The sequence below is a fragment of the Roseisolibacter agri genome (genome assembly GCF_030159095.1).
GTDB classification, from domain to species: domain Bacteria; phylum Gemmatimonadota; class Gemmatimonadetes; order Gemmatimonadales; family Gemmatimonadaceae; genus Roseisolibacter; species Roseisolibacter agri.
The window spans coordinates 338732-355748 of sequence record NZ_BRXS01000003.1 but is presented as its reverse complement, the minus strand read 5'-3'; the positions used below and the strand labels follow the sequence as shown (position 1 = coordinate 355748).

Annotated in this window: 12 protein-coding genes, 1 tRNA gene, 1 pseudogene and 1 riboswitch; of the genes and pseudogenes, 6 read left to right on the top strand and 8 right to left on the bottom strand. The window is 71.0% G+C overall.

Going from position 1 to position 17017, the window contains the following annotated elements:
• Positions 1–31: 31 nt before the first annotated feature.
• Together rosag_RS10180 and rosag_RS10175 are read left to right on the top strand one after the other, a co-directional pair.
• A pseudogene (locus tag rosag_RS10180) lies at positions 32–1174 on the top strand (carboxylate-amine ligase); the annotation flags it as partial.
• 416 nt (positions 1175–1590) lie between these two features.
• Positions 1591–2430, top strand: coding sequence for a gamma-glutamyl-gamma-aminobutyrate hydrolase family protein (locus tag rosag_RS10175; RefSeq protein ID WP_284350000.1), 840 nt, complete (start codon positions 1591–1593; stop codon positions 2428–2430).
• 155 nt (positions 2431–2585) lie between these two features.
• Here rosag_RS10175 and rosag_RS10170 read toward each other — a convergent pair whose 3' ends face one another.
• Entirely contained in the window at positions 2586–3317 is a 732-nt protein-coding gene (locus rosag_RS10170) for an endonuclease III domain-containing protein (RefSeq protein ID WP_284349999.1), read from the bottom strand.
• Positions 3318–3579: 262 nt separating this feature from the next.
• On the opposite strand from rosag_RS10170, the gene rosag_RS10165 reads away from it, so the two are divergent.
• Both rosag_RS10165 and rosag_RS10160 read left to right on the top strand, forming a co-directional pair.
• Positions 3580–5823, top strand: a complete 2244-nt coding sequence (locus rosag_RS10165; RefSeq protein ID WP_284349998.1) for a HAMP domain-containing methyl-accepting chemotaxis protein — start codon at positions 3580–3582, stop codon at positions 5821–5823.
• Positions 5824–6027: 204 nt separating this feature from the next.
• Positions 6028–6495 carry a hypothetical protein gene (locus tag rosag_RS10160; protein ID WP_284349997.1) on the top strand — a complete coding sequence of 156 codons (468 nt, stop codon included), beginning with the start codon at positions 6028–6030 and terminating at the stop codon, positions 6493–6495.
• On the opposite strand, the gene rosag_RS10155 is transcribed toward rosag_RS10160, so the two are convergent.
• A complete protein-coding gene (locus tag rosag_RS10155; RefSeq protein WP_284349996.1) occupies positions 6453–7295 on the bottom strand; it encodes a phosphatase PAP2 family protein in 843 nt (280 codons plus the stop codon). The genes rosag_RS10160 and rosag_RS10155 overlap by 43 nt on opposite strands.
• A 135-nt stretch (positions 7296–7430) precedes the next feature.
• On the opposite strand from rosag_RS10155, the gene rosag_RS10150 reads away from it, so the two are divergent.
• Positions 7431–7502: transfer RNA gene (locus tag rosag_RS10150), tRNA-Cys, on the top strand.
• A gap of 73 nt (positions 7503–7575) precedes the next feature.
• On the opposite strand, the gene rosag_RS10145 is transcribed toward rosag_RS10150, so the two are convergent.
• The 5 genes from rosag_RS10145 to rosag_RS10125 form a co-directional block, all read right to left on the bottom strand.
• Entirely contained in the window at positions 7576–8202 is a 627-nt protein-coding gene (locus rosag_RS10145; RefSeq protein WP_284349995.1) for a hypothetical protein, read from the bottom strand.
• Positions 8203–8407: 205 nt separating this feature from the next.
• The gene (locus rosag_RS10140; RefSeq protein WP_284349994.1) at positions 8408–8707 is read right to left on the bottom strand and encodes a hypothetical protein; all 300 of its coding nucleotides are present in this window, start codon (positions 8705–8707) and stop codon (positions 8408–8410) included.
• Between the two features lie 492 nt (positions 8708–9199).
• Positions 9200–9592, bottom strand: a complete 393-nt coding sequence (locus rosag_RS10135; protein ID WP_284349992.1) for a hypothetical protein — start codon at positions 9590–9592, stop codon at positions 9200–9202.
• Between the two features lie 175 nt (positions 9593–9767).
• The gene (tssC, locus tag rosag_RS10130; protein WP_284349991.1) at positions 9768–12326 is read right to left on the bottom strand and encodes a type VI secretion system contractile sheath large subunit; all 2559 of its coding nucleotides are present in this window, start codon (positions 12324–12326) and stop codon (positions 9768–9770) included.
• A gap of 766 nt (positions 12327–13092) precedes the next feature.
• Positions 13093–13183: riboswitch (cyclic di-GMP riboswitch) on the bottom strand.
• 138 nt (positions 13184–13321) lie between these two features.
• Positions 13322–13570 (bottom strand): hypothetical protein, encoded by a 249-nt coding sequence (locus tag rosag_RS10125; RefSeq protein ID WP_284349990.1) that lies wholly within the window; start codon positions 13568–13570, stop codon positions 13322–13324.
• Between the two features lie 322 nt (positions 13571–13892).
• On the opposite strand from rosag_RS10125, the gene rosag_RS10120 reads away from it, so the two are divergent.
• Positions 13893–14423, top strand: a complete 531-nt coding sequence (locus rosag_RS10120) for a hypothetical protein (protein WP_284349989.1) — start codon at positions 13893–13895, stop codon at positions 14421–14423.
• A gap of 376 nt (positions 14424–14799) precedes the next feature.
• Here the strand turns inward: rosag_RS10120 and rosag_RS10115 are convergent, their stop codons facing one another.
• Entirely contained in the window at positions 14800–16908 is a 2109-nt protein-coding gene (locus rosag_RS10115; protein WP_284349988.1) for an outer membrane protein assembly factor BamB family protein, read from the bottom strand.
• Positions 16909–17017 lie beyond the last annotated feature (109 nt).

The following is a 17017-nucleotide window of genomic DNA, read 5'->3' as shown; positions in this document are numbered from 1 at the left end:
CACGCGGACCGAGAGGGCTCCAGGAGCTCGCATGCAGCAGCCGTCGTTCACGCTCGGCGTCGAAGAGGAATACCAGATCGTGGACACGCAGTCGCGCGCGCTGCGGAGCCACATCGGGCGCATGCTGGAGGACCAGGCCTTCGACGAGCTGGAGCTCAAGCCCGAGCTGCACCAGTCGATGGTGGAGGTCGCGACGCCCGTCTGCCGCACGCCGGCCGAGGTGCGCCGCGAGCTGCTGCGCCTGCGCGGGACGATGAACCGGCTGCTGGCCAAGGACGGCCTCGCGATCGCCAGCGCCGGCAGCCACCCGTTCACGCACTGGTGGGAGCAGGAGATCACGCCGCTGGAGCGCTACGTGGGCGTGAAGCAGGACATGGGCGACCTCGCCCACCGCCTGCTGATCTTCGGGATGCACATCCACGTGGGGATCGAGGACCGCGAGCTGGCCATCGACCTGGTCAACTGCGTCCGCTACTTCCTCCCGCACCTGCTCTGCCTCTCCACCAGCTCCCCGTTCTGGATCGGGCGCAACACGGGGCTCAAGTCGTACCGCTCGTCGGTGTTCCGCGGCTTCCCGCGCACCGGCATCCCGACGCGGCTCTCGGGGTGGAGCGAGTTCGATCAGTACGTGCAGACGCTCACCGAGACCGGCTGCATCCCGAACGGCTCGAAGATCTGGTGGGACGTCCGGCCGCACTACAAGTACCCGACGATCGAGTTCCGCATCTGCGACGCGTGCACGCGCGTGGACGAGGCGGTGTGCATCGCCGCCATCGTGCAGGCGCTGGCGTACAAGCTGTGGAAGCTGCGCCGCGACAACCTCGCGTGGCGCGACTACTCGTCGCGGCTGATCGAGGAGAACAAGTGGCGCGCGATGCGCTTCGGGCTCTCCGGGAAGCTGATCGACTTCGGCCGCGGGGTGGAGCAGCCGGCGCCGGTCCTCATCCGCGAGCTGGTCGAGTGGTTCCTCGGCGACGTCGTGGACGAGCTGGGGACGCGGAAGGAGGTCGAGTACGTCTACCGCATCCTGGAGGAGGGCTCGAGCGCCGACCGGCAGCTGCGGACCTTCGAGCGGACGGGGAGCCTGGAGGCGGTGGTCGACCAGCTGATCGCCGAGACGGCCGAGGGCGTGACGGACGAGGTCCTGGATCGTCCCGCCGAGACGGACTCCGCCGCAACGGACGCCACGGCGGCCGGGCGGCGAGCGGGGACCGGACAGGACGGCGTCCACGGGCGCGCGGTCCCGGTGGCGGTGGAGACGGCGACGGTGGCGGCCGCCGCCTCGCGCGCCGAGCGGCCGGAGCGTCCCGACGGGAACGGCGGGATCGGTGGGCCCGTCGCGCCCGCCGCCCGGCCGGCGCCGGAGGCCCGGCCGCAGCCCTGAGGTCACGCTCCGTCCCGCTCCACGAAAGTGTCACGGGAAGTGGCGGGGCCGACGGGGTAGGATACGAGTCGTCGGCGCCGTCGCGCCCCGACGGCGCGGACCGTGCCCTGTCCCATCCTCAGCAGTCCCGCCTCGCAGCTCGTAGTCTCGCGGCCGGCACCCGGTGCCGGCCCGCTCCTTATATGGCGGTACCCGTGTCGCAGGTCATGACGCACGCTCCCACGCTCCCCGCGATGTTCGACGCCCCCGCTCTCGGGACCGCCCATGGGGCGGCGTCGCCGGCCCTCCGGCGCCCCGTCATCGGCGTCACCACGCAGACCCTCCACGCGATCGAGGGGATCCCCGACGGGCTGCCGGAGAGCTGGGTGATGAACCAGCGCTACTTCCGGGCGGTGACGATGGTGGGCGGCGTGCCGCTCATGATCCCGCTGTTCGCGGACGACCTGGCGACCGTGCGCGCGCTCTACGAGCACCTGGACGGGCTGCTGATCCCGGGCGGCGTGGACATGGACCCGGTGAACTACGGCGAGCCGATGCGCCCCGAGGTGGGCCGGCTGGACGCCGCGCGCGACGCGGTGGAGCTGCAGCTGGCCCGCTGGGCGATCGCCGACGGGATGCCGGTGCTGGGGCTCTGCCGCGGCGCGCAGGTCATCAACGTCGCCTGCGGCGGATCGCTCTACCAGGACATCCCCGCGCAGCTCGGGACGCACCTGCAGCACGACTGCTACCCGACCCGCGGCTTCACGCGCACGCACCTGGCCCACCCGGTGGCGGTGACGCCGGGCTCGCGCCTGGAGGCGGCGCTGGAGCGCTCGTCGGTGCAGGTGAACAGCATGCACCACCAGTCGGTGAAGACCCTCGGTGAGGGGCTGGCGATCACCGCGGTCGCGCCGGACGGCGTCGTCGAAGCCGTCGAGGGAACGGGTGAGGGCTTCGTGGTGGGCGTGCAGTGGCACCCGGAGGTGTTCGATGCGGACGATCCCTCCTCGAAGCCACTCTTCGAGGCCTTCGTCAGGGCCTGCGTCGAGTACAGCGAGCGCCGATAAGGCGGAGAACGGAACGGCGGAGGACGGAAGGGCGTGAAACGATAGGGCGGACCTCTCGGCTTGCAGCTTCAAGCCATGAGGGTCCGCCTTTCCGTTTCACGCCGTTCCGTCCTCCGCTCCATCGTCTTTCGCCGTTCCGTCCTCCGCCGTTCCGGTCAACGGTGCGACGTGACTCCCACCCGCGCGCACATGTCCAGCACCGGGCATGTCGAGCACTTCGGCCGCACGCCCGTGCACACGTGCTTCCCGAACGGCACGAGCAGGCGGTTGATCCCGATCCAGTGGCGCTTCGGCAGCACCTCCTCCAGCGCCGCGAGCGTGCGCTCGGGCGTCGACGCGGCGACGTAGCCCCAGCGGTTGGTGACGCGGTGCACGTGGATGTCCACGCTGATGAGCGGGACGCCCGCCGCGACGCCGAGGGCGAGGTGCGCGCACTTGGGGCCCACGCCGGCGAAGCTCGTGAGGATCTCGGCGTCGGGCGGCAGCGTGCCGCCGAACTCCGTGGCCGTGCGCGCGGCCAGCGCGTGGATCTGCCGCGCCTTCGCCTCGTGGAAGGTCGACTCGGCGATCAGCGCGTCGAGCTCCTTGATGGAGAGCGCCGCGATCGCCGCCGGTGAGTCGGCGCGCGCGAACAGCCGGCGGGCGAGCGGCAGGCTCACCTCGTCGTACGTGCGGATCGAGAGGATGCACGCGACGAGCTGCTGGAAGAGCGTCGCGTAGGGCGGGTGCGCGTCGTCGCCCTCCTTCAGCGCGAACATCGCCGCGGGCGCGTACGGCTGCACCGCGCGCGCGATGCGCCGCAGCGCCACGTTCACGTCGAACGGGCGCCGGGCGGGCGGGGGCAGGTCGTCGTCGGTGGGGGCGGCGGAGCGCGCGGCGCGGGGCACGCGCGGCCGGGGTGCAGGACGGATGCCGGAAGTCGTTCGGTGACGGGCGTTTGTGAGTCGAATGTCATGTTGGAGTCGCGCGACGGTCGTGCCGACACTCGACCCTGGTGCCCGAACCGTGTGGCCGGCGATCCGTGACGGGATCGTCAAGCTGCGCGGGCGGGCCGTCGATACTGGCCCGTGGGCTGGTCATCGCCCGCCAGATCCCGCCCGTGCCGCCGCCGGCACGACGAGTCGTCCGTCCCTGCTCACGTCCGGTCCCATGCGCTGGTTCCGCAACCTGCCCCTGGCGAGGAAGCTCGCCGCGTCGTTCGCCGTCCTGATCGCCCTCACGGGCGCGCTGGGCGTTCTCGCGCTGCGCGGCACCTCGCGCGTCAACGACGTCGCCGTCGATCTCGGCAAGCACTGGCTGCCGAGCGTGCGCTACTCGCTCGCGGTGAGCAAGGCGTCGGCCGACTACCGCGGCGCCGAGGCGCTGACGGTGGCCTCGCACGAGTCGGTCGACATCGACGGCTACACGGCCGAGATGGGCGTGTACCAGGAGACGATCGACACGGAGCTGAAGAAGCTGGGGCCGACGCTGACGTCGAAGGACGACTCGGCGGCGTTCGCGGACTTCAAGACCAGCTGGGCGGCGTACCGCGAGACGAGCGCGAAGGTCGTCGAGTTCGCGAAGGCGAACGCCGACACGTCGGCGCTGGAGCTGCTGAGCGGCGACTCGCAGTCGCAGTTCGACGCGGCGACGGCGGCGCTCGGCCGCATCGTGGACGCGGCGGAGGAGGGCTCGAAGAAGCAGGTCGCGTTCGGCGCGGCGACGTTCACCGTCACGCAGCGCAGCGTCGTCGGCGCGGTCGCGTTCTGCATCCTGTTCGGCGTCTTCGTCGCGTTCGGGTTGTCGCGCGACATCTCGCGCCCGATGCGCGAGATCACCGCGAAGATGCGCCTGCTGGCCCTCGGCGACACGGACCAGCAGGTGAAGATCGACACGAAGGACGAGGTCGGGATGCTGGCCGCGTCGTTCCGCGAGATCGTGGCGGCGCAGGTGGAGCTGGCGGGCGCGGCGCAGCGCGTGGCGGCCGGCGACGTGAGCGTGCCGATCACGCCGCGCAGCGACGCGGACGTGCTGTCGCACTCGTTCGCGCAGGTGCAGACGTCGCTGCAGGCGCTCATCACGGAGGGCGGCGCGGTGGTGGCGGCGGCGCAGCGCGGCGAGCTGTCGGCGCGCGGCGACGCGGAGAAGTTCGCCGGCGCGTACCGCGAGCTGGTCGAGGGGATGAACGGCACGCTGGCCGCGGTCGCGGCGCCGGTGGCCGAGGTGAACGCGGTGCTGGAGCGCGTGGCCGAGCGCGACATGCGCGCGCGGATGACGGGCACGTACTCGGGTGAGTTCGAGGCGCTGAAGGGCCGCCTGAACCGCACGGTCGCGAACCTCGACGCCGCGCTGTCGCAGGTGGCCGCGTCGGCCGAGCAGGTGGCGGGCGCCAGCGGCGAGATCGCGTCGGGCAGCGCGGCGCTCGCGCAGGGCTCGTCGCAGCAGGCCGGGTCGCTGGAGGAGGTGTCGGCGAGCCTGCACGAGCTGGCGTCGACGGCGAAGCAGAACGCGTCGAACGCGCAGCAGGCGCGCGGCATGGCGGAGAACGCGCGCAGCGGCGCGGCGGCCGGCGTGTCGAGCATGGAGAAGCTCAGCGGCGCGGTGACGCGCATCAAGCAGTCGAGCGACTCGACGGCGAAGATCGTGAAGACGATCGACGAGATCGCGTTCCAGACGAACCTGCTCGCGCTCAACGCCGCCGTCGAAGCGGCGCGCGCGGGCGACGCGGGGCGCGGCTTCGCAGTCGTGGCGGAAGAGGTCCGCGCGCTCGCGCTCCGCAGCGCGGAAGCGGCGCGCAACACCGGCGCGCTGATCGAGGAGAGCGTGCGCAACGCGGACGAGGGCGTGTCGCTCAACGCCGAGGTGCTCCACCACCTGCAGCGCATCAACGCCGACGTCGCGAAGGTGAGCGAGGTGATGGCGGAGATCGCGGCGGCGAGCGAGCAGCAGGACCAGGGCGTGGGCCAGATCAACGGCGGCCTGGAGGCGATGAACACGGTGACGCAGCAGGTCGCGGCGAGCGCCGAGCAGTCGTCGAGCGCGGCGATCGAGATGTCGAGCCAGTCCGAGGCGATGCGCGAGCTGGTGGGCACGTTCCAGCTCTCCGAGACGACCGTGCGCCGCGTGGCGCCGGCCGCCGCGCCGGCCGCGCCGAGCGCGGAGCCGCCGGCGTCGCGTCCGGCCCGTCCGGCGCGCCCGGCCGCGCGTCAGGCCGCGACCCCGCCGCGCCGCGCGGCGGCGCCGGCCCGTCCGACGCCCGTGCGCGGCAGCGCCCCCGTCCCGCCGGCCCGCCCGGCCGCGGCGGCGCCGCAGGCCCCGCAGGTGCAGCTGCCCACCGGCCGGCTGAGCGCCGACCCGGCGCGCCTGATCCCGTTCGACGACGACGACTCGGACGACGCGCTGCAGGGCTTCTGAGCCCGGCGTGACGCGGAGACGCGAGGCCCGGTCGGCAGCTGCCGACCGGGCCTCGCGCGCATCCCGCGCTCGGCACGGCACGCGGCCTGCTCGCGCATCGCGGAATCGGTACGGGTGGACATCCCCAGGGGGCGAGGAGCCGGCGATGCGACAGCATGGTGGGACGGCGCGGCGCGGCGTGCGCGGTCGCGAGCGGACGGTCGGATGACGACGCCGTTCCCCGATCCCGGGCACGCGACCACGCGTCCGCTCCGCCGCGACCAACCGGGCCGCGAGGGGCTAGAGGCGGAGCTGGTGGCGCGGCTGACGCGCGACGTCGGGCCGGAGTCGGCGCGGCGCACGCTACTGCGCTGCCTGGACGGCGAGCTGTCGCCGCGCGCGACGCTGGCGATGCTGCTGCTGACGCAGGGCAGCGTGACCGCCGTGCGCGAGCTGGTGGACGAGATCACCGCGCGCACCGACGAGGACTCGCGCGCGGGCGACTCGCTGGTGCGCGACCGCGCGGACGCGCTGACGCGCCTGTTCGTGGAGAACGAGGCGGCGTGCGCGCGCGCGGTGGCGCGGTGGCAGGCCGACCCCACGTTCCTGGAAGGCCCCGAGCCCTGGACGCCCGCGGTGGACGAGGCGTCCTACTTCGAGCGCGTGTTCGACCGGGTGCTGGCCGCGGGCTGACGTTCGCCGGTCTCGCCGCCATCGTCGCCGGTGCGGCGGCGGCGTCCGCCCAGGAACTGCCCCGCCTCGAGCGCCGCGGTGCAGAACGCCGCCCACGCGAAGCCGACCAGCAGGCCCGCGGCGACGTCGGTGGGGTAGTGGACGCCGAGGTAGACGCGGCTGGCCGCGACGAGGACGATGAGGACGGCCGCGACGGCGTAGATCGCGATCCGCGTGCGGCGCTGCGGCGCGAGCCGCGCGGCGAGGAAGGCGACGGTGCCGTAGATGGCCGCGGCGCTCATCGCGTGGCCCGACGGGAACGACGTCGTGCGCACGTGCGTGCCCCAGGTGAACAGCTCGGGGCGCGGGCGGACGAACGCGGCCTTCAGCACGTTGTTGAGCAGGATGGCGCCGAGCGTGGACCAGAGGAGCAGCGCGGCGGCGGTGCGCTGGCGGGTAAGCGTGAGGAAGAGCGCCGCGACGCCGGCGATGGTGACGACGACGGTGCCGGTGCCGAGGAAGGTCAGCTCGAGCAGCGTGGACTCGAGCCACGGGATGCGGTGCGCGGCGACCCAGCGCAGCACACCCTCGTCGAACGCCTGCGTGCTGCCGGCGCGGACGCGGTGCGCGACCCAGGCGAAGGTGACGCCGAGGAGCGCGGCCAGGGCGGCGCCGGCGAGGACGACGAGCCCGATGGCGGCGCGGAGGTCGTGGAAGCGCGCGCGGGCGAGCCGCATGGCCCCGACGAGCACCGGCCGGAGTGGCCCGGTCGGCAGCGGGGGCGGCGTGCGTCGCTCGGCGGGCGGGGCGGGGTCGGTCATCGCCGGTGCGGGAGGCACGGGCGGTGCCACCCGCGTGCGCGCGGTGGGGGTTGTGTGGCGGGGGCGGGGCGGGCGATCTTGCATGCCCGCCGTGAACGGCTGGCGGCCCCGAGGGGGTCGGCCGACCGGGCGTGCGGCACCGTGGCCAAGTGGTAAGGCAGCAGACTGCAAATCTGCTATTCGTCGGTTCGATTCCGACCGGTGCCTCTGAAGAAGCGCGACGGCCCGCTCTCCACGTGGAGAGCGGGCCGTCGCGCGTTCGGCGACCGCGGTGCGCGGATCAGGGCGTCCTGGCCAGGGCAGTGACCGTCACCGGCGCGCCATCTCCTCCACCCACGCGGTGAGGTCCTTGGGCGGCCCTGGCCAGTCGCCCCGCTGGCTGTGGCGGGACGGCAGCCGGCGCCGTCGCTACGGTGGGATTTCCCCACTGCACGCGAACCCCGGGTACGCGCTCGACGGTGGTGTCGGCACTCGCCAGCTGTGCCGTCGCGCCGGGGCGCGCCTGGAACAGGCCACCTCGCGTCTGCCACGTCCCACCGTCCACGGGCACCCGCCCCGGCAGCGGCAGGTGGAACGGCTGCGGGACCTCCAGCGGCACCATGCCGTACCGGTCCGCGTGCTGGAACACCACCAGCGCCGGCGCCACCTGCGCGTTCACGTTCAGCGCGTCAGGTCCGCTACAGAGCGCTCCAAGGACGCGTACCACGAGGACCGAGTCCCGCGCGGCAACAAGCTCGCGCGGCCACCAGTCGCCCGCCGCCGCAACGCGGACCGTGGTGTTGGGGCTCGTCGTGATCGCCAGTCCGATGGAGTCCGGCAGCACCAGCTCGTAGGAGCACTGGCCGTCCGCGTACGGCGCACGCGTCGCCGGCGACGTCGTGGTCCACTGCAGATGGTTCGCGAGCACCTCCGCCGCACCTGGACCACGAGCCGGCGCGGGGCTCGCCGGCGCGGGTGCGCCGATGGGCGCAGTCGGCGGCGAGGCACGGGGAGGCACTAGCACCTGTGCCCCACAGGTAGTCGAGACGAGCCCGAACGCCACCAAGAGCGAAATGCCGCCCCATCAATGGGCGCGTCTGTCGACGCGTAGCCAGTCTGGCATCAACCGCATGTCAGCGATTCTTGAGCGCGTGAGCGCCCGCGAGAGTTTGCAGTGCCTCGCTCTCCTCGGCCGCGGGCTGTGCCATCGAGTGCCCGGTGGACTCGAGTTCTGCGAGCACGCGGTAGGACGCATCCGAGCGGAACAAGTTCTCGCTCACCAGCGCGGCCGGATGTGTGATACGGCCAGCCAGTTCGCAGTCCTTCGCGCCTAGCTCATCTAGGTCGCCGATCAGCATGCGAATCGTCGCGTACGCGTGGAGCGCGTGCATGCGACTGCCCGTGGCGGCTGTGGCCTGCAACTCGGGAAGCATGACGGTGAGCGCGGCGAGCGTCGCCGCCTTCCGCTACGCGGACCAGCGCCCCGACCTGCGCCGCAGCGTCCGCGTCAGCCGTCATAGTCGCCCATCTTCGCTGGGCACGACCCGTACTGCCGCTCGAGTTGCGCGGCGGCCGCGCCGCGCCGTTCCGCGAGGTCGAGCATGCGAAGCGCGTACGCGACGCGGGGCTCGCCGCTGGCCGCCGGGATGGTCGCCGGGAGCCGCGACGGACGGGCACAGGCGCCCGAGAGCAGAACCAGGATCCCGCTGAGACGTCGGAGCGTCGAGGGCCGCATGTATGCCTGAGAGGGAAGTACGCCGCGGACAGCACGACGCCGCGAACGAGTGTGGTGGCACCTGACACCGCAAGTTCAGCTGCGTAGCAAGGCAACTTGCCGAGTCAAAGGCGAGGCAACTCCCTGGCTTCTATGTCAGCTGCAACGCCACGTTCGGCAACACGCGTGGGACTTGGCGGGCTCGCAGCGTTTAGTACCACCCATCGGCGGCGTGCGCCTCCCACGCTACGTGCCGGAGCGTCTCGCGGAGCATCGCCCGCAAGTCCGTTGGCACGTCGGTGGCGAACCACACCACCACTAGCGCCGAGCAGTCGGCGTCGGCGCCGACGGGCTCGGAGGAGTGGAGCGAAGCCGCAAGCACCCAGGGCGGGTACGGGACCTCGTCGGCGGGTGGCGGCTCGAGGATCAGCTGACCGGCGTTCCCTGGGAAGGCCTTCCGCATTCGTGCCGGGAGCTCGGCGAGCTGGCGCGCGCGGATGATGTCGGGCCGCCCCTCGAGCACCCCGAGCGCGAAGCGCTCGAGGCGGAACTGCTCGAGGAGCACGGTGCGCCCCGAGGCGGTGGCATACCAGTCTGCAGACATTCACTCACCAGTGTGCTGCCGAACGCTCGGTAGGCTGCCAGGGCGGAGCGGAAACGCTTCGCACGCAGCGTCTGTAACGAGCCAGCGCCCAACCGGACGAGTGCTACGAGCTCGCCGCATACCAGCGCTCGGCCTCTGCGCCAGGCGGACGTTTCTTAGTCGTGTGAGTCCCAAATCACGGCAACTGGCCAAGGGAGCCCCCCGTTGCCACGCTAGTTCCCACCGCTGGGAGATCGACGACGACGCGATGCGCAAGCGCTGTGGGCGCTAGCTGGAAGATCGGCTTGAGAAACGCCACTGCGCGATACCGGCCGGGCTGATCCGGGATCGTGAGCACTTCGACGCGTGCCTCGGCCAGCGGGCGCCTCGCGTTTGCCCCCCCGTGCTCGGCCGGAGGGGCCACGTGATCTTGGAGCGACGCATTCAGGAACGACTCGACCTCGCTGGCTGACGTGAGCTTGCTGCCGTGAGCGCGCATCAGCACTCGGATGATATGCGCGTACCGCGACACCGCCAAGACGTACCGCAGGTCGGCTGCGGTCCGCGCGAAGGCGGTCGCCTCGGGCTCAAGGTACACCTTTGGGTGCTGCGTGGACGGCACGCTGAAGAAGCGCACCCGCGGCGCCGGCCCATACTGTTGCAGCAGCGCAAAGCCAAGCTCGTGTAGATCGCGCACGCGCCCATCCCAGACGTCCCAGTCGGTGGGGCCGATTATCGCCGGCTCGCCCGTCTTGCCGCCTACATGGTGCACCGCGAGGCCATCCACCAGCCCGCTGCGCGCGACGCCGCAGATCTCCGCACACCAGCCGTGTGTCGTGAACGCCCGCGACATACACGCGGCGAGCACGTACGCCGCGTTTCCCCACAAGTAAGTGCGCAAATCATCGGTGTCGATGCCCTCGTCGTACGGACGACCATCCGCCATGGCGTCGCGTCCGTACGGCTCGCGCAGCAGCACGCGCGGGCACGTTAGCGCCACGTACCGAGCCTCCTCGGTCCGCCGAAATGCCTTCCACGGCGCGTACGACGCAGCGTTGAAGATCTTGGTCAGATCGGGATACCGTTCAAGGTCGGTGAAGCGGTCGGCCAGGAACATCTTCGGCGACGCCGACGAGATGAACGGCGCGTGCGCCGCGGCCGCCACGCGCGCAAGGCGACTGAGCACTTCGGGGGGGTCCCGATAATCGCACCCGAACTCGTAATCGCCCACGAGTGTCGCGAACGGGATATCTCCCGAGGCCAGCGGCGCCGTATAGATCTTCTCGAACAGCGCGCTCTCCTCGACACCCTGGACGCCGAGCAAGTCGCTCCGAAGCTCCCGCTTCGTGACGCTGAGTACGTCGATCAGGACGCCCTCACCCGAGCGCGACACGAGATACCATAACCCGCGCCAGCTCGCCTCAAGCCGCTGAAACTCGGGGTGGTGGAGAATACTGTCGAGCTGTCGAGCGCGGAGCTGATCGTCCCCCACAACCCACAGTTGGCGCAGCACGTCGACCTGCCGCACGATTTCGTCAGGGGAGAAGTCCGCAATACTCCGAAACCGCAGCTCGACGTCGACCCTCGCGCCGCCTCCCGTGTGCTGATCCGCGACAGACAGCGTGAGGCGGGGGCCGATGCTGGCCATGACTTCGCCGAAGCACTCCGTGTCGATCCGCATGAAGGCGCGATCTCTTAGAGACCGACCGTGCAGATCGGCCCCGCCCGCGAAGTCCCCCATCACTCCCATCCGCAGCGGAAGAGAGTGCAACTCGCGGACTTTACTAGTCTCCGTGTCGGACGCCGTCGGCGCATGCACCGCCCTCCGAGCCGGCGGGACTGCCTTCGGAGGATGTGCTGCTGGCACGGCCCGTGGAGCTCTAGCGGTCCCATCGAGGGCACTTCGAATCATCGCGGCGTAGCTCGACGCAGACCGAGGGCGATCTCGCGCGTGCACCGCAAGCCCCCACGTAATCGCCGCGTCGATATCCGGCGGCACATCGCGCACATGCGCTCGCGTCGAGAGGAGCCTCGCCTCGCCGATGCGGTCTACGGCATCCGGCACCCGCACTCCGGTAATGAGGCGGTAGAGCGTCGCGGCGCAGGCGTACACGTCGGTCCACGGCCCCTGTTCGCGGCCCTTCGTGCTGTACTGCTCGATGGGCGCGTAGCCTCCGCTGAGGATCATCGTCATCGAACGACTGTGCTCACCAACTACCTCGCGAGCGGCTCCAAAATCGAGCAGCACCACCCGGCCAGCCGTCGTGAGATAGACGTTCTGTGGCTTTACATCCCGATGCAGGATTCCCCGCGCATGCACCGCTTCCAACCCGTCCAGAAGCTCCAGCACCATCTGTGTTGCCACTTCCCAGTGCACTCGTCCGCCATGGCGGCCCGCATACTCCTCGAGGGTCTCGCCCTCGTAGTAATCCATCACCAGGTACGCCGTCCCATGGTCTCGAAAGAAGGCGCGTACCCGCACTACGCTCGGATGGTCGATTTGGGCAAGCGTGCGCGCCTCATCTAGAAAGCGCGCGAGATAGTCGTTGTAGATCTCAGTCGCTTGCCCGCTCGGTGTCTGCACGGCCAACCCATCGGCACCGCGGTATGCAATGTCGATGGGAATGTATTCCTTCAGCGCTACCGGGATGCGCAGGTCTTCATCCATCGCCCGGTAGGTGATACCGAAACCTCCGGGTTGGCCCAGCACCCGTTCAACGCGGAACTGCCCCTGAAGGAGCGTGCCTGCGATCAACGGGGTGCGGGGGAGAACAGCACCGGGCAGCATACGAGTTGCGGCAAGACTGACGAAACAGGAGGAGGGGACGCGGCCAATGTTTGGCCCCCCCCTCCGGGCGCGCAAGATGCCAGTGGTGGCCGAGCACAGCGCCAGCGCACAGCTCCCCCTTATGTGGCCTCGTCTCGCGCGGAACCGTCATGCGAGTTTGGCGGATGGATTCTTGTGGCTAGGATGGTCGGACGTAGTCCAGATCAACGACCGCGCTAAGGGTTACGCCTTGAACTATTGGCGAGGAGCGCAGCGGCACTCACAAACGTTCTTGCAGCCCCGACCCGCGGCACGCCTTGGTGGTCCCCAAGGGCGACGGTTGCCCGAGCGGGTACAGTCAGCACGAAATGGCGGCCGACCTGTTGGCGCACGACTTCGTCGTCACTCGTGCCGAGACTTTGCGGCCCCTGCTCGCGGCCATGAAGTGACTGTTCGGCGCATCGCGAGGGCCGAGAGGGCAGGGCTCGCGTCCGGTATGACGTGCTGGATTCGCTCTGAATGCTGCCGTCGCACCACGACGGTTGCACTGCGCCCGCAGGTCGTGCGCAGAGTGGCGAGATCGGCCGCTGCCTGAATGCGCGCGCGCTCGAGCGCGGCTCGTTGCACGATCATCGTGTGTGCGATCGCAGCGAGGCACACCAGCAAGGTCACAAGCACGACGACGAGCGCGCTGGCAACCACTACATCCCGCCAAAGCGGATGCATACAAGTAGCCCTCCCGGGCTATGGAAGTGACGGCAGCCCGACTGGCATGGCAGCGATCTCGCTGCGGTAGCCTCGTAGCTTTGCGTCGCCGACTTTCGTCGGGTTTGCCTTTGTCGCTTCCCCTTGCACGGAGGGTCACGATCCTGCCGGATGGGACGCGGCTGACCGCGTTTACCGAGCGGCGGGCACGCGCGGGGCAACCCGCGTTATGCTCACCGAAACCCGTGACGAGCTGGCAGGCCTCGCGTCACGCGGTGTCACGCGCCCCTCGATGGCGGCTGAGGCTTCAACGCCTCCCGCAGCCGCAACGCGAGCTGTGCGGCGGTGAACGCTTCCCATTCGCGGCCGCCCGCCCGCAACACCTGGTCGACGTCGTGCGCCTGCTCGAACAGCTGGCGGTCGGCCGGCCTGTGGCGGGGATCGGTCGCGGCGCGCCCCAGCGCGGCCGCCACGTGGTCGACGGCGGCCAAATCGACCCGCATGAGCAGCGCCGGGTGGTCCCTCACGAGCCGCAGCCACGGCGGCCGACGACGGGGACGCTGGGGCCTCATAGGCGGGCACGGTGGGCGCCCGTGTGCCCTGCCGCGAACACGGACGGCGCGGCGAGCTGTCGTTGGCGGCGCTCGATCCACGCCAGCACGGCGGGCACTGACGGATCGTCGGCATGGTGCGCCGCGACCACGCGCGCGAGGCGCGACAGCGGTGCGCCGGGCTCGTGGCCACCGATCCTGGCACTAGCCAATCTGGCGGGTCGGTACATGTTAGCGTGGCCGCGCTGCGACCGTCCCGGCGCCCGGCCCTCTGACGCTCACCCACGGAGGCTGGTACGTGAAGCACGACAACGATCACGGGCACTCGCAGCCTACCCTCAACAGCCCCGCAGAGGCGGTGCTGTGGCCGATCCCGCGCCCCCCGGTCCCGCCGCCGCGCCCTAAGCGTCCGCGGGGGCTGCCCGAGGGCTGTCCGCGGCTGCTGACGTTTGAAGAAACGCGGGCGGCTGACGTGTTCTGCTCGCTGTTCGATGACGATGACACAAAGGGCGACGCACACTTCGTTCGGGCGGCGCGCGCCAAGAAGTCCTTCGCCGAACTCGTTTTCTGGAATGACGCCACGCGATCTCTAACCATCACGGGCCCGGCGGGGACCTGTATTACCCTGTATGACTCCCCCAAGGGCAAGACGGACGACGACTTCGTGATCGTGATCAAGACTGATGATGCCAAGAGAAGTATTGGCCAGCTTGAGATCACGCCGGTCGCGTCATGGGTAAGGCGGACCGGGTTGCTTCTGTGGTACTCGGGCGGTAACGGGCTGAATGGCAAGGTCTCCTCAATGCGGCTGCACGGGCCGTGGTGGTAACGGGCGTGGGAGCTACGCACCATATCCGCAAGCGCGTGCGCGGCACATGATGGCGCGGCGGTGTCATCCTCGCCCGCGGTAGGGGAGGCGCAGGCAAACCCCTTGGGCAGGAATTGCCCGGAATGCCCCGCAATCGCGTGCCGAGAGGCGTAATGGCGGGCTGGCGCGAAGTGCCTGCCGGTGCGAGAGATACGAACGTGGCGCAACCAGCCACGAACGGCGGCAGCAGACTGCATATCTGCTATTCGTCGGTTCGATTCCGACCGGTGCCTCTCTCGAACGCATGACGGCCCGCTCTCCAACTGGAGAGCGGGCCGTCGTCGCGTGCAGGAGACGGTCCGCGCCAGCGTGCCGCGTCGCCGCCTCGTCCGCCCGTTCAGCGAAGCGTGATCGCGGCGAGCCGTCCGTTCGCCTGCGCGATGAACAGCACGCCGTTCGCGTTCAGCGCCAGGGCGCCGCCACCCGGATAGCTCCACACGTGCCGCCGCGTGGCGAGGTCCACGGCGTACGTGGCGGCGGCCGTGCTCGCGAAGAGGAGGTTCCGCGTCACGAGGACGGGGGCGCGCACCTGTCCCTCCGGCGGCGTCCAGGAGCCGATCAGCGACCCGTCACTCTGCCGTCGGACGTCCACCTGGGTGCCGTTGACCGCGTAGACGGCGCCGCCGCCGACGGCCACGGTGCCCGTGTACTCGCCCGACTGCGTCCACCCGATCACGCGGCGCTGCAGGTCGAACGAGAGGAGCCGACCATTGTTCGTCACGAGCAGGTCGTTCGATCCGCCGAGTGCCGGCGCGAGGTTGAGGCCCGGAAACGGCCCGTCGTATCCCGGATCGCGGATCTCGAACAGCACCTGTCCGGTGGCCGCGTTCAGCGCGCTCACCTTCGGCGGGCTCGCGCTGGGGTAGAGGTACACCACGCCCTCGTCCACGGCGGGCGTCCACCGATCGATCTGGAGCGTCGAGCGGAACCACCGCTCCACGCCGTCCGCGGCGCCGAACGCGTAGACGCCATCGAACTCACCCCCGCCGACGTAGACCACACCGCCGACGATCGCCGGTGCGAAGTAGGCGGAGCGCTGGTTGCGGTACGGGCTGCGGAAGCGCTCCGCACCGGTCGCGGCATCGAGTGCCCAGAGGAAGTTCAAGCCACTCGTGCTGAGGTACACCGTGCCGTCCGCATACGCGGGCGGGTTCGCGCCGTGAATGGCCCCGAAGTCGCGCGACCACTGCACGACGCCGGTCCGCGCGTCGACCGCGCCCGTCCACTTCACCGACGTGCCGGAGTACGCGCCCGTCGACACGAACACCTGCCCGGCGGCCGTCGTCACGGGGCTGAGCGCGAGCGCGCCGAACGGGGTCGAGACCCAGAGCTCGCGGAACGCGGCAGGATCGGCGGTGACGGGGACGAAGCCGGTGCGCCGCGCGTTGCCCTGGTACGTGGTCCACTCGACGGCCTCGCGCCAGTCGGGCGTCGGGCGCGGAAGGATGGCGAGCGTCGTGGCCGCGCTCCGGCCCTCGCTGGTCGCGGTCACGGTCACCGAGCCGGCGCCCACGGCCGTCACGGTGCCGTCCGCACCGACGGTGGCGACGGACGGGTCGGAGCTCTGCCACGTCACCGCGCGCCCGACGAGCGACGTGCCGAGCGCGTCGAAGGTCGCGGCACCCAGGCGCGCCGACTGCCCGACGACGAGCGCACCACCGACCAGACCGCCCGTCAGCGTCACCCGGTCGACGGCGATGCCGACGACCGCGTACACGCCCGTACGCGTGATCGGCGCGTAGACGAGACGCGTGGTGGTGTCCACACCGCCCCCGCGCATCTGGGTCCACACGCCGTCCACGAGCAGGTGGAGCCGGAGGCTGCTCGCCGGGACGCCGGCGGGGATGCGCGCCGCGTCGTACTTCAGGTTGAGCGTGGGCGTCCACGCGAAGGTGAGCCCCTCGGGCGCGAGCTCGAAGGCGGTGCCCGGGACCAGGCGCGACGCCGAGGCGCCCGCGGTCGACGGCGCGAGCAGCAGCGTGGTGGACTGCGTGACGGCATCCCGCGGCACGATCAGCACCGCGCGACCGCCGAGCATGAGCAGCACCCCGCCTTCGGCGCCGATCGCCCCACCGGCGCGCACGTCGAGCACGGAGGTGCCGGCCTTCCCGTCGCTCGACGCGGTGATCGTCACCCGACCCGCACCGACGGTCGTCACCAGCCCCGTCGAGCTCACGAGCGCGATGGCCGTGTCACTCGTCGTCCACGCGGTCGGCCGGCCAGCGAGCGGCGCACCGCTGCCGTCCAACACCGTTGCCTCGAGCTGCACGGTGCCACCGACGAGAACCGGTGTCGTCGGCGCGCCCCGCACCAGCACGGTGGCCGCAGTGGGTGGTGGTGGCTGCTGCCCACCACCAGTCGGTCCGGCTCCCTCGCGGCAGCCGAGGAGCACCACGAGGAGCAGCAGGACGGCCGCGCGGCGCGGCTGCAATCGGGACGGCGGCACCAGAAGTCTCGGAGGGCGAATCGCGCGACGCGAGACCGCGAGAGCTGCGCAGCCTCGCCGACGGGAGCCCTGCATCGGGCCGTCGGGTGGCGAAACGTGGAGCCTGTCA

Bases quoted from the DNA above. Each gene is read 5' to 3' on its own strand.
- rosag_RS10175 (WP_284350000.1), top strand. From the start codon at position 1,591: ATGACGCACGCTCCCACGCTCCCCGCGATGTTCGACGCCCCCGCTCTC.
- rosag_RS10165 (WP_284349998.1), top strand. From the start codon at position 3,580: ATGCGCTGGTTCCGCAACCTGCCCCTGGCGAGGAAGCTCGCCGCGTCG.
- rosag_RS10160 (WP_284349997.1), top strand. From the start codon at position 6,028: ATGACGACGCCGTTCCCCGATCCCGGGCACGCGACCACGCGTCCGCTC.
- rosag_RS10155 (WP_284349996.1), bottom strand. From the start codon at position 7,295: ATGACCGACCCCGCCCCGCCCGCCGAGCGACGCACGCCGCCCCCGCTG.
- rosag_RS10140 (WP_284349994.1), bottom strand. From the start codon at position 8,707: ATGCTTCCCGAGTTGCAGGCCACAGCCGCCACGGGCAGTCGCATGCAC.
- rosag_RS10135 (WP_284349992.1), bottom strand. From the start codon at position 9,592: ATGTCTGCAGACTGGTATGCCACCGCCTCGGGGCGCACCGTGCTCCTC.